The organism is Streptomyces sp. NPDC020917 (assembly GCF_044333795.1).
GTDB lineage: Bacteria > Actinomycetota > Actinomycetes > Streptomycetales > Streptomycetaceae > Actinacidiphila.
This window is the reverse complement of sequence record NZ_JBIRRR010000005.1, coordinates 461616-473702: the sequence shown is the minus strand read 5'-3', so window position 1 is coordinate 473702 and position 12087 is coordinate 461616. Positions and strand designations below refer to the sequence as shown.

General features: G+C 74.6%; 14 protein-coding genes. 5 read left to right on the top strand and 9 right to left on the bottom strand.

Going from position 1 to position 12087, the window contains the following annotated elements; translation table 11 throughout:
* Positions 1-289 precede the first annotated feature (289 nt).
* The 4 genes from ACH4TG_RS14405 (at position 290) to ACH4TG_RS14390 (ending at position 2938) form a co-directional block, all read left to right on the top strand.
* The gene (locus ACH4TG_RS14405; protein WP_398242539.1) at positions 290-1213 is read left to right on the top strand and encodes a tellurite resistance/C4-dicarboxylate transporter family protein; all 924 of its coding nucleotides are present in this window, start codon (positions 290-292) and stop codon (positions 1211-1213) included.
* An 87-nt stretch (positions 1214-1300) separates the two neighbouring features.
* The gene (locus ACH4TG_RS14400) at positions 1301-1798 is read left to right on the top strand and encodes a hypothetical protein (protein WP_398242538.1); all 498 of its coding nucleotides are present in this window, start codon (positions 1301-1303) and stop codon (positions 1796-1798) included.
* A gap of 101 nt (positions 1799-1899) precedes the next feature.
* Positions 1900-2238: a nuclear transport factor 2 family protein gene (locus tag ACH4TG_RS14395; protein WP_398242537.1), complete on the top strand. Its 339-nt coding sequence runs from the start codon at positions 1900-1902 to the stop codon at positions 2236-2238.
* Positions 2239-2461: 223 nt separating this feature from the next.
* The gene (locus ACH4TG_RS14390; RefSeq protein ID WP_398242536.1) at positions 2462-2938 is read left to right on the top strand and encodes a hypothetical protein; all 477 of its coding nucleotides are present in this window, start codon (positions 2462-2464) and stop codon (positions 2936-2938) included.
* Positions 2939-2962: 24 nt separating this feature from the next.
* On the opposite strand, the gene ACH4TG_RS14385 is transcribed toward ACH4TG_RS14390, so the two are convergent.
* From ACH4TG_RS14385 to ACH4TG_RS14355, 7 genes are all read right to left on the bottom strand, one after another.
* Complete coding sequence (locus ACH4TG_RS14385) at positions 2963-3724, bottom strand: alpha/beta fold hydrolase (protein WP_398242535.1); 762 nt, start codon at positions 3722-3724, stop codon at positions 2963-2965.
* A 78-nt stretch (positions 3725-3802) separates the two neighbouring features.
* Positions 3803-4354, bottom strand: a complete 552-nt coding sequence (locus ACH4TG_RS14380) for an RDD family protein (protein ID WP_398242534.1) — start codon at positions 4352-4354, stop codon at positions 3803-3805.
* 99 nt (positions 4355-4453) lie between these two features.
* Positions 4454-5443 carry a CehA/McbA family metallohydrolase gene (locus ACH4TG_RS14375; RefSeq protein WP_398242533.1) on the bottom strand — a complete coding sequence of 330 codons (990 nt, stop codon included), beginning with the start codon at positions 5441-5443 and terminating at the stop codon, positions 4454-4456.
* A gap of 27 nt (positions 5444-5470) precedes the next feature.
* Positions 5471-6019, bottom strand: a complete 549-nt coding sequence (locus tag ACH4TG_RS14370) for a cysteine hydrolase family protein (protein WP_398242532.1) — start codon at positions 6017-6019, stop codon at positions 5471-5473.
* A gap of 82 nt (positions 6020-6101) precedes the next feature.
* Positions 6102-7550, bottom strand: coding sequence for an MFS transporter (locus tag ACH4TG_RS14365; protein ID WP_398242531.1), 1449 nt, complete (start codon positions 7548-7550; stop codon positions 6102-6104).
* A complete protein-coding gene (locus ACH4TG_RS14360; RefSeq protein WP_398242530.1) occupies positions 7543-7983 on the bottom strand; it encodes a MarR family winged helix-turn-helix transcriptional regulator in 441 nt (146 codons plus the stop codon). Before ACH4TG_RS14360 ends, ACH4TG_RS14365 begins: the two co-directional genes overlap by 8 nt.
* A gap of 746 nt (positions 7984-8729) precedes the next feature.
* A complete protein-coding gene (locus ACH4TG_RS14355) occupies positions 8730-9605 on the bottom strand; it encodes a MurR/RpiR family transcriptional regulator (protein WP_398242529.1) in 876 nt (291 codons plus the stop codon).
* Between the two features lie 138 nt (positions 9606-9743).
* On the opposite strand from ACH4TG_RS14355, the gene ACH4TG_RS14350 reads away from it, so the two are divergent.
* A complete protein-coding gene (locus ACH4TG_RS14350; protein WP_398242528.1) occupies positions 9744-10382 on the top strand; it encodes a helix-turn-helix domain-containing protein in 639 nt (212 codons plus the stop codon).
* 195 nt (positions 10383-10577) lie between these two features.
* Here ACH4TG_RS14350 and ACH4TG_RS14345 read toward each other — a convergent pair whose 3' ends face one another.
* On the bottom strand, positions 10578-11864 hold the full coding sequence (locus tag ACH4TG_RS14345) for a C39 family peptidase (protein ID WP_398242527.1): 1287 nt from the start codon (positions 11862-11864) through the stop codon (positions 10578-10580).
* Complete coding sequence (locus ACH4TG_RS14340) at positions 11861-12067, bottom strand: hypothetical protein (RefSeq protein ID WP_398242526.1); 207 nt, start codon at positions 12065-12067, stop codon at positions 11861-11863. The genes ACH4TG_RS14345 and ACH4TG_RS14340 overlap by 4 nt, the downstream gene beginning before the upstream one ends.
* Between the last annotated feature and the right edge of the window lie 20 nt (positions 12068-12087).

Here is a 12087-nt window from a genome sequence, read left to right as displayed (position 1 = left end):
CTCGGTCGTGGTGCCCGGACCGGGCCCGGCAGGCCGGTCCCCGGCAGCACCGGCGTCCGCGTCCGCCGCGTCCGCGCTGTCCCGCACAAAGGCCTCCCCGCAGGTGATACGGCATACGAATCGCCAAAATGTCATAAAAGGTGCGTCAGTTTCTGGGTGCCGCGCCGCGAGTCGCCCCGATGCCCCGCCCGGCTGGTGCGCGGCGCAGGCCGTGCGGTGTCATGTGCGGGTGCAGAGCGCTCGGGGTCCCTGGTGGTCGTCCGTCCCGCCGGCCGCCGGAGCCGTCGTCATGGCGACCGGCATCATCTCGGTGGGCTTCCACCTGACCGGGCACGACAGCCTCTCCGCCCTGCTGCTCACCGTGGCCGGCCTGCTGTGGCTGCTGCTCGCGGCGGCGTTCGCGACGACGCTGCTGCACGACCGGGCCCGCTGGCAGGCGCTGGCCGCCAACCCGCCGGCGCTCACCGCGGTCGCCGCCACCTGCGTCCTGGGCACCCGGCTCGCCCTGGCCGGCTGGCGCACCGCGGCCGGCGTCCTGCTCGCCCTCGCCGTCGTCGTCTGGCCCGCGCTGCTGGTGTCGGTCATGCGGCACTGGAAGCGGCCCGCGCCCGGGGCCGCCTTCCTGGTGTGTGTCGCCACGCAGGCCATCGCCGTCCTCGCCGCCACCCTGGCCGCGACGAACGGCGACTGGCTCGCCTGGTGCGCGCTGGCCGCCTTCGGCGCGGGCATCGTCCTGTACGGCGAGGCGCTCGCCCGGTTCGACTTCCGGCAGGTGCTCACCGGCGCGGGCGACCAGTGGATCTCGGCCGGCGCGATCGCCATCTCCGCCCTCGCCGGCTCCAAGCTGACGGCCCTTCCCCTGTGGAGCAGCGGCGCCCACTCCGTGCTGAGGACCACCACCTTCGTGCTGCTGGCCCTCGACTTCGCCGGATACGCGATCCTCGCCGTCTGCGAGGTCTACCGGCCCCGCCCGCGCTATGACATCCGCCGCTGGTCCACGGTCTTCCCGCTGGGCATGACCGCGGTGGCCTCGCTCTCCACCGCCACCGCCGGCCACGTTCCGGGGCTGCACGGGCCCGGCGTCGTGCTGCTCTGGGTGGCGGCGGCCGTCTGGCTGATCACCTTCGTCGGCCTGCTGCGCGACCAGGCGGCCGTCGTCCCCCGGGCCGGTGGAAAGGATGGGCCGTTAGGGGGAAGCCGCCGGAGCGGCTGATCGGGTCACGCGCGCGGGGTGAGCAGGCTGCGGGACGAACTCCCCCCGTCCACCTCACCGAGGAGGACCCGACGTGAGAAGGTGGCCATGACCGGGCTCGCTTCCAGGAAGATCACCACTGCCGCGCTCCTCGCCGGATCGCTTGCCCTCGGGGTGCTCGCGCCCACCGCGGCGGGAGCCCTCGCACCCGGCCAGGACCACGGGACCACGGCGAGCACCGCCGCCAGCGCGCCGGTGACCGGTGGCACCTCGGGCCCGTCCGCGACCAAGCCCGGCGCAGCCAAGCCCGCGACCAAGCCGGGTGCCGCCAAGCCCGGCGCGGCCAAGCCCGGCTCCACCACGGCCGCCATCGCCTCCTACGTCAACGGCAAGGTCGTGTCCAGCGTCGCGCTGCGCATCCGCAGCCGCGCCGCCACCGACTCCACCGCGCCGGGCAGCTACGCCCCCGGTGCCGTCGTGAAGCTCGCCTGCAAGGTGCACGGGCAGAACGTCGGCGGGAACGACCTCTGGTACAACCTCTACGACCGTCCCGGCTGGCTGGCCGCCCGCTACGTACGGAACCTCGGCGCCGTCCCCTTCTGCTGACCTTCCGACCGCCCTCCGATCCCGGTCGCCGCCCGCGGGCCCATCGCCCCGGCGGCTACCGTGGCGGGGACAGCGCATTCACCGCCACGCGAGGAGGCCGTATGACCGGGACCCCCGCCGAACTCGCCGAGGCGGCGTTCCGCCTCTACCGCGCCCAGGACCGCGCGGCCGCCTTCGCCCTCTACGCCGACGACTTCACGTTCACCAGCCCGCAGGACGACCGCATCGGCAAGGACGCGTTCTTCGCCCGCTGCTTCCCGACCGCCGACCGGTTCGCCGAGCAGCGGCTGCTGCACGTCACCCCCGCGGACGGCGAACTCGCCTTCCTCCACTACGAGTACGTGCTCACCGACGGCACGCGGTACCGCAACGTCGAGGCCATCACCGTCCGGGACGGACTCATCCGCGACGTCCAGGTCTTCTTCGGCGGCAAGGTCTGACGCCACGCACCGGTCGACGTGCGCGGCACCCACGGGGTGCGCGGGCCGATCGGGCGGCCCGCGGACGGAACCGGGCCCCGGCCCGAACGCCCGTACCCGGCAAGGGCGCTGAAGGGCCCGCACCGGCAATCCCGCTGCCGACCAGGACGTTTGTGACGCGGTTGTTGCCCGCGGTGTGAACCAGGTCACGGTGGGGGAGCGCGGCGCCTGATGGGGTCGGCGGATGGTGCTCCTGCTTCTGCTGCTCATCCCGGCGGTGCCCGTCCTCGCCGCCGGTCTCATCGGGTACGGCCTCGGCTCCCTCGGCCGGACCGGCGTGCGCCGTGCCGACCGGCCGACCTGGCTGCGGAGCAGCGCCGCCCTGCTCGGCGCGGCCGCCGCGGCCGTCTACACCTGGGGGCTGCTGGCCCTCGCAGGCGCCGCCCTGGACGCGGAGGACCACGGCGTCGACTCCTCGCCACCGCGCCCGTGCAGGACACCGGGCCTGCTCGAACGGGCGGTGCCCGTCGTCGACTACACCGTGCGGTACGCGCCGCTGCGGTTCGTCTGCCGGACGAGCGGCGGCGGCAGCTATGTCGCCGACGCCGTCCCGGGGTACGTGAACCCGGCGGTCCTCGGACTCACCGCGGCAGCCGTCGCCTGTGCCGGCGCCGCGGCCGTCGACGGGGGGCGCAGGGCCCGGCTGAGCCCCGCGGCGTGAGCGTGTCGCCCGCCCCGGGCGCCGTTACGCGCCGGCGGCGAGGAAGTCGGCGATCGCGGCGACGAACTCGGGGGTGACCGGGGCGCTCCGGTGGTCCCCGGGGACCGAGACCATCGTGCCGTGCGCCATTGCGCCGGCCAACTCGCCGGCCGTGGCGGCGCGTTCGTCCTCGGTGCCGACCGCCACGAGGGTCGGCACCCCGATACCGTGCAGCGGTTCCAGGGGCGTGGCGACGATCGAGTCCAGCACGTGGAGCAGCGCGACCGGGTCCTCGCCCCGGGCCAGCATCGCCTCGGCGGCCAGTTGCTCGCGCGATCCGGGCGCGAACTCCTCGGTGCCGTCGAAGAGCCGGCGCAGGAACGCCCCCGCACCGCCGCCGGTGCCGAGCACCTCGCGCAGCCCCTGGCCCGCGACGACGGCCCGCCGCGGCGCCGCACCGCGCACCAGCATCCGCACGACGATGCGGGCGCCGAGCGAGTACCCGCCGAGGTCGTAGTCCGCCAGGCCCAGGTGCTCGACGAGCGCGAAGCCGTCGTCGGCGAGGACGTCGGGCGGGTAGGCCGCGGCGTCATGCGGCCGGTCACTCATGCCGTGGCCGCGGAAGTCCGGCAGGATCACGCGGTGCCCGCGCGCGGCGAGCGTCTGCGCCTGGCCCGGGGAGAGCCACAGCCTCGCGTCCCCGGTGACACCGTGCAGCAGCACCAGGGGTCTGCCGTCGCCCAGTTCGCGGTACGCCAGGCGCACACCGTCACGGCCGGAGAAGAACGAGACGTCGGGGGCGGGCACGTGCCGGAGCGTACACCCGGTCCCTGCACCAGGCCCCGCGGGCCCGAGGGTCCTCAGGACTCTCGGGCCGTCAGGGTTTCACGGCTTGATGACCACGGACGACGCGATCTTGTCGGCGAACGTCTGCCGCTTGTCGTCCCACAGCGGCCACAGGTAGCCCACGAAGCAGGCGAGCGTGTCGATGAGGTGCGCCAGCCGGCGGCCCAACGCCCGCCAGAAGCCCAGCACCTGGCCGTCCGCCTCGCGCAACGTGTGCGTGCCGACGGCCATCTTGCCGGGCGTCTGGCCCTTGGTGCCCTCGACGTAGGCCAGGACGACCAGGCCGATCAGCGCGACCAGGGAGCCGGCCGGGCGGTTGACGCCGTAGGTCACCGCGACCTGCGGGATGCCGACGACCAGGCCGTCGATCAGCGCGGACAGCACGCGCCAGCCCCAGTGGGCCAGCGGCGGCATGCCCGTGGGCACCTGTCCGTAGGCATTCACGTCCTGCTGCCCGCCGCCCGGGTAGGCCGGCACCTGGCCGTAGGGCTGGGCGACCTGCTCGTACGGGTTCTGGTCGTAGGGATTCTGGCCGTAAGGTCCGGGTTGCCCCCCCGGAGCACCGCCGTACGGCGGCTGGTTCTCGCTCATGGCCGGGAGTAAAGCAGCTCATATGACCAGCGGAAACCCCCTGAGCCTCACGAAGAGGAACCAACCTTGTCCCGCGCGCCGCCGTCCGCGGCGCTCGGGTCACGCCAGCACGATGGGATTGGTCAGGGCGGCCATCTGCCCCCGCGGATCGCGTACTTCGATCCGGACGAACGCCGACTCCCGTGCGGATGTGCGCCACTGAGCGGTGCCCGTGCCCGAATCCGGGAGCGCCGTGCGGTGGACGGCGCCCCGATCCGTGTGGAAGGCGACGGTCGCGGAGGGAGCGCCGCTGATGCGGGCGCGCACCACGACCGGCTCGCCGCCCGCCGTCAGACGCTCGCCGATGCCCGCCGTGCGGCCGGCCGCGGTGGCCGTGAACGAGAGATCGACGGCTGAGGTACCGGCGATCCAACTGCGGCCCGCGCGCAGCCCGTCGAGGACGGCCTGCGTGCTCAGCCCGGTGGCGTGCACCACCGTGTGCGGGATGCCGATCTGCCCTTCGAGATGGGTGTCGCTGCTGCCCATGGCCGGCTGCCAGTGCCCCGCGCGCACCCCCGCCGCCAGCCCCCGGCCCCAGTCGGCGAGCGCGGCCTCGTTGTCGGCGTTCCAGGGCAGGTCCGACGCCCAGAGCCCGTTCCACACCTCGACGACGTCGAGGCCCTCGTAGGCGTACAGGAAGCTGCCCGTGGGATAGGGCGCGTGCGGGTGGGCCGCGACGCACAGCCCGCCGGCCGTGCGGACCTGCTCCAGGCACTTGGCGATGAGCGCGTCCGCCACGCCGTAGTCCCAGTCGACCACCTGCCCGGGAGCGAGGCCGAGCGCCAGCCAGTGACCGGTCCTGGTGGTCACCTCCTCGCCCAGCACGACCAGCAGGTCGTCACCCGCCAGGTGCCCCCATGCCCCGTGCGCACGCGCGGAGTTGTGCTCCGTGGTGGCGATGAAGTCGAGTCCCGCGGCGCGGGCGCCGGCCGCCAGCTGCTCGGGCGTGAGTTCGCCGTCGGAGTGCACCGAGTGGACGTGGCAGTCGCCGCGGTACCAGCCGGCTCCCCGGCCGTGCGCCCGCACCGGCGGGAATCCCGTATCCGTCATCGCTCTCCTCGTGTCAGGGCGGCCCGGTCAGGTGAGGGAGTCGGACCACTCCTTGATGGTGGTGACGTGACCGCGGCGGGGGAAGACCTTGGCGACGAGGGTCTCGTGCAGGCCGGGGTCGGGATCGGCGCACGCGTCGGACAGGACGGTGACGCGGTAGTCGAGGTCGGCGGCCTGGAGGGCGGTGGACAGCACGATGCCGCCGGTGGCGATGCCGGCCAGGACCAGGTGGTCGATGTCCTGCGCGGTGAGCAGCTGCCGGAGGTTGTTGCCCGCGAAGGCGCTGACGCGGTTCTTGTGCACGACGATCTCGTCACCGAGCGGCGCGACGTCCGGATGGAGGGCGGCGCCGGGGTCGTCCGCCGTGAACAGATGGGACGGCAGCGAACCGAAGACCTTGTTGCGGGGGTGGGCGTCGACGTGGCCGGCCCGCAGCCGGAGGGCGACGTGGACGACGGGGACGCCGCCCGCACGCGCGGCTTCCAGCGCGCGGACCGCCGACGGCAGGTAGCTGGCGGGCACATGGGAGAGGTGGTTCAGCTGGAGGTCCATGGAGAGCAGAGCGGTGCGCGACACGAGGCGGCCTTTCACGTCGGAGGGGTGGGGAGGGGGAGCCGGGGCGCGGCTGCGCCGTCGCACCGGCGGGCACGGCGAACGGCTAGTCCTTGCGCGCCCGTTGCGACGGTGCGGCGGAACCGGGCGAGAGGCGCCGCAGGCTGCGGTCGGCGACGGTGACCAGCAGGAACAGCACCCCGGCGCCGAGCATGATCCAGGCGAGGTGGTGCATGCCGGAGGTGCCGGCGCGCTCCCCGAAGGACGCCGCGGTCGCCGAGGACGCGATCATCGAGCCCAGGTAGGCGAAGGTCCGCAGCAGCCCGGCGGACGACCCGGTCCGCTCGGGATCGGACTGGAAGTACACCGAGTTCTGCAGGGCCAGGCTGTTGGAGCCCTGCGGGATGCCGAAGACGACCGCGAGCAGCAGCAGTGCCCAGACGGGGCTGGCCGCGGTGAGCGTGAGCATCAGCAGGCACGCGACGATCTGGCCGACCGCGCCGAACAGCAGCTTCCCGAGGACGCCGCCGCGCCGGCCGACGGTGACGGACACCGCGATCCCGACCAGGAACATCGGTATCTGCACCAGCCCGGCGTGGAACGGCGAGAGCCCGTAGCTCTCCTCGGTCCACTGGGTGAAGCCGTAGAGGAAGGCGTAGGAGACGACGTAGGCCACCAGGGCGCGCCCGTAGGTGGCCAGCAGCGGCGCGTTGCCGCCGAGCACCCTGAGGTCGATGAACGGTGTGCGTGCTCTCAACTCCCGCACGGCGAAGCAGGCTCCGGCGGCGACCGTCACCACCGGCAGGTACCAGGTGCGGGTGTGCAGGTTCATCAGGAACAGCAGCAGCGAGAACAGCATGGCCGCGAAGAGGGCCATGCCCGGCAGGTCGATCTGGGCGGCGAGGCCGCCGCGGGCCCTGGCGCCGGTGCCGGGCTGCTCCGGCTCCTTCGGCTGGCGCGGCAGCCGCAGCGCGCCGAGGGCGACCGCGACGGCGGCCAGCGGGATGTTGAGCGCGAAGGTCGACCGCCATCCGCCGAGCCCGATCAGCAGCCCGCCGAGCAGCGGGCCGACCACGGCGATCGTCTGGTTGGCGACCGCCAGCGCGGTCAGTACCCCCGCGGGACTGTCCCGGCCCGTGCGCGCGGCCTCGCTGCGCAGCAGCGCCATCGCGGCGGGGTAGCCCGCGCATGTGCCGAAGCCGAGCAGGACCCGTGCGGCGATCAGCACCCCGAGGTTCGGGGCCGCGGTGCCGACGACGCCCGCGACGCCGACCAGGCTGGTGCTGAAGAGGAAGAGCCGGCGCGGGCCGAAGATGTCGATCAGCCGGCCGACGACCGGCTGCCCGAGGGCGGTGGCCAGGTAGAGCGCCGAGACCAGCCATGCGGTCTGCGACGGCGGCGCCCCGAACGCGGTGCCGATCGGCACGAGCGCGACGGCGACGATGGTGGAGTTGATCGGGTTGAGGACCGACCCCAGCATCATCGGCGGGACGAGCCGGCGGTCGAAGCCGGTCTGCCGCGTGCCGTCGCGCGCCGAGGTCCGCTGGTCAGTCATGGACGAGTCGCTCCAGCACGGCCATCGCCGCGATCACCGTCTGCCGCTCCTCCTCCGTGCACTTCTCCTGCAGCTCGTCGGCGAGCCACTCGCCGCGGGCCTGCCGGTCCGCCTCGGCGCGGGTTCGCCCCTGCGAGGTCAGCGCGATCAGCAGGCGGCGGCCGTCGCCGGGGTCCTGCCGCCGCTCGACGAGGCCCAGGCCGGCCAGTGCGGAGACCGTCGACGCCATCGACTGGTGCCGCATGCCTTCGGCTGTTGCGAGGTCGCTGGTCGTCAGGCCGTCGTTGCCGGTCAGGCGCGCTAGGACGGACGCCTGGGTGAGGGTGAGGTCGTCCCTGCTTGAGGCTGCGCGGATGCGGCGGCGGAGGCGGCCGATGACGTTCCGCACGTCGTGCGAAGCGCGGATCGAGGAGGGGGCGGGGGCATTGCGCATGCCCCCACCGTAGGTTCGTCCCCCCTGGTTGTCCAGCTTACCTGTACAGGTACCCTGTGTAATCTCGCCGGCCCCGGATTCCGGGAGTGCCTCGCGCTGCGCGTGGCCGTCTGCGGGTCTCGTCGTGGCTGGTCGCGCAGTTCCCCGCGCCCCTGGCGGTGCACGTTCGGTGGGTGGGGTCGGGGCCGCCACGGGAGTGTCTCCTCGGAACTGTGCGTGCGGCTTCTTCCGTGAAGTGGGCCGGGTGGATGCACAGTTCCTGCGGGGACACTCCCGCACCGTCCCCTCCCGGGCCGGCCCCCGTCTGCGGGAAGCAATATGGCGGCGGTCACCCATAGGCGCGCGGGGAACTGCGCGACCAGCCACCCACGCACCGCGCACCGGCAGCGCACCCTCAGGGGGCAGCCCGGATTCCCGCCCCGGAGGGGCGATGCTCCCAGGAGCGCGGGGAACTCCGCGCCCAGCCCAAGTCGACCGTTCGACGGGAACGTGCCGCAGGGGGCTGCCCGGTTGCCGCAGGGGCGCGGGGAACTGCGCGCTCGGCCACAGCGGGTCCGCACCCGGCAACGAACCCCCGGGGCACCCCGGACCCCCGCCCCGGAGGGGCGATGCTCCAGGAGCGCGGGGAACTCCGCGACTAGCCGGAACGGGCCGTTCGACGGCAGCGCAGCTCAGGGGGCAGCCCGAACCCCGAAGGGGCGCGGGGAAATGCGTGAACGGCCAGGGTGGACCGTGGGAAGGAGGGGTCAGGGCTCGGCGTAGGGGGTGAGGCGGCGGACCGCCTCCTCGCGGCGGGCGAGCCGGCGCCCCGCGGCCTTCGAGCGAGCCGCGGTCAGGGTGGCCAGCGCATGGACCACCGCGGCCACCGCAGTCGGCGAGTCAGAGAACGAAGCACTGGCCGTCGCGGCCGTCAAACAGATCGAAGCGTGCTCGGCCAGCGGCCCCGCCGCGTCGTCGGTGACGGCGACCACCGTCCCGCCGGTGCCGGCGAACGCGCCGGCCAGGCGCAGCGTCGACGCGTCGTAGCGGCGCAGGGCGAAGGCGACGAGGACGTCGTGCGGCCCCGCGTCGGTGAGCACGTCGATCTCCCGGCCGGCGGGACCGCCGACGAGGGCCACCTGGCCGAGGACCGCGGACAGGTCGGTGGCGAGCAGGTGCGCGAAGGCGTGGCTGCGGCACGCGCCCGTGATCCAGCGCCGCCGCGCGCCGAGCAGGGCGTCGACCGCCAGGCTGAGAGCGCCGTTGTCGTCGAGCTCGCTGAGCGTGGTGGCGACGTTGTCGGACTCCAGCACCGTCATGCGCGGCAGCAGCCCGGCGCGGGCCGCCGGGCCGAGGCGCACCTCGAACCGGGCCGCGGGAGTGCGGAGTTCGTCGTTGAGCTTGTCGGCGACCCGCGCCTGGAGTTCGGCGAGGTCGCGGAAGCCGGCCGCGGTCAGCAGCCGGTGCAGGTCGCGGCGGGTGGCGCCGCTGCGTTCCAGCAGGACGTCATGGCGCTGGAGGGCAGCGTGCGGGTAGCCCGCCGACAGGACGTCGAACAGGGCCTGTTCGCCCGCTCCGAGGTCCCGGGCGGCGTCGGCGAGCATTGCGAGCGGGTCCGACCAGATCGATGCGTGCGGGCACACGTCAGTCCTCCAGCGGGTGGCAGCCGGGGTGTTCGCCGATTTCCATCCTTACCCTCCCAAAGCGGTGTGCAACGTGATAAGCAGTGTGGTCAATCCGGCTCGGTGGGAGCCGACGGGGAGTCAGGGAGTCGTGGGGCCATGGGGGATCGGCAGGAGTTGCGGGACCGGCGGGCCGACGGGGCGCGGGCCGGGCGCGGGAGCGGCGTCGCGGCGGCCCGGCTGGGGGCGCGGCTGCGGATGTCGCGGCGGCGGCTGGGGCTCACGCAGGAGGCGGTGAGCGACCGGACGGGCCTGTCGAAGAGCTTCCTCAGCCAGTTGGAGGCCGGCCTGGCCAACCCCACGCTGGACTCCCTGCACCGGATCGCCGAGGCCGTCGAGACCCCGCTGTCGGTGCTGCTGGGCGGGCCCGCCGGGGCCGGTGGCGGTCGCCCGCAGGCGGCGGTGTCGCTCAGCACGACCTACCGGCCGGCCCGCGACGGCCGCGAGTGGGCCGACGGGGAAGGCCGCACCTACCCGCTGACGGCGCCGGGCGCCCGCCGTTTCGAGACGGTGCTCGCCGAGGGCACGCCCGCCCACCACGCCTTCGTCACCGGCCACCCGGGCGAGGAGCTGTGCCATGTGCTGGGCGGGCGGCTGCGGGCGGAGGTCGACGGCGAGCGGTTCGAGCTCACCGCGGGCGCCTCGCTGCACTACGACAGCGCGCTCCCGCACCGCCTGACCGCGCTGGTGCCCGGCACGCGCTTCCTGCTGCAGGTGGCGGGCCCGCCGGTCGCCTGACCCGCTCCGCCGCGGGACGGCGCCCCGCCGGCCGTGGCGGGAGCATGTCATGGGTGCACACGGTAGCCAGCCGCTCCCGCGCAGGCGATCGACGCGCTGTCGAGCCTTGGAACTTTCCGGTGGACGTTTCGTCCTGGCGGATGCCCCGACCGGTCAACGCACCTGAGTCCGGAGGGCCTTCGATACGGCCGGGTCTCACCAGCGGGGCGGCTCGCCCGGCGGGCGCGGCGGCAGCGGGCGGTCCGCGGGGCGCAGCACATAGGCGGCGCCGGCCGCGCCGCCGGTGAGCCAGACGCGCTCGAACGCGGCGCGCGGGTAGACGCGGTGCGTGGCGTCGTCGGACGCCGACAGCGGGTCGTTGACGACGACGTCGCCGGCGATCGTGAAGCCGCGGACGACGAGGATGTTGCCCGCCGTGTCGTACGAGTACCCTGCCGCGACGTCCGGGCCGGCGCCGGACAGCTCGCCGCTGCGCGCGGACAGCGGTGCGGCGACGGGCAGGCCGGCGGCGACGAAGCGCTCGACGTCGGTGAGCGAGGACAGCCGCAGCACCAGGCCGTCGAGGCCGAAGCGGGCCGCATAGGCGACGTTGAACGCCCAGTTGCCGCAGCCGCGGTAGCCGTAGTCGTAGACCTGGCGGGCGGCGAAGTCGACCTGCGGGGCCGGGTCCTGGGGGTCGAGCCAGGCCACGTCGGCGGCGTCAGGACCGCGTCCGAAGTACTCGACCAGCATCGCCGTGCAGGCCGGCCCCGCCCAGGCCTCGCCCCCGCCGTCCCACTGCGGGCAGTGCCCGGCGTGCACCCCCTGGGAGCGCCCGGGCACGTCGAGGACGGTGCCCCAGGCCACGCCCGGCCCCGCGGCCGTCCGGGCCGCCGCGTCAGGTGGTGCGGCGGGCGCGCCCTGCGGGGGCGGTGCGGACGCGGCAGCCCGCAGGCCGTACAGCGCGGGCTGCGCCGTGCCGCCGCCGGGCTGCCGGGCGAGGACGACGGAGATCCGGTAGGACGCGAGGCCGCGCGGACCTGCGAGGAAGGTGTCCACCTCCACCCGCCCGCCCCCGTCGGCCTGCCCCGGGACCGTGGCGCGGTGCACCACCGCGTCGCCCGCGCACCACCGGGCCAGCACGTACCAGCCCCACTCGGTGCCGCCGCCGTCGCGGATCTGCAGCCGCACCTCCAGCCGGGTCCCGTCGGGCGCGTCCGCGGTCCAGGACGGGATGACGTCGAAGGCGCCGGACGGCAGTCGCGTCCACGGCGACGTCCAGCGGCCGAACTCCCAGTCCAGGCAGCCGTGTCCGAACGGGTCGTCGTACGGCGCGACGCCCACCGGGGCCGCCAGCCGCAGCGCCCCGTCCTGCCAGCGGGTGCCCTCGCACGTCCCCGCGGCGAACGCCTCCTCGCCGGTCCAGCGGTGCAGCACGGCACGCAGCCCGCCGGCCCGGGACGGTGTGCCGCCGGCCGCGGCGGGCCCCGGTGCAGCGCTCATCGCAGGATCCGCAGCGCGCGCGGCACCCCGGGCAGCTCGCCCGCCATCTCCTCGGTCACCAGGGGATTGTGCATGCCGCCGCCGGAAATGTGCAGCATGTCGACGCCATGACGGCGGCCGGTCCGCGGCCCGCACACGCCGCCACCGGCCGGCGGGCCGGCCACCGCCGTGCCGGTCGTGTCACGCGACGTCCCGCTGCCCATGCCCAGCACTCTCACGTGGT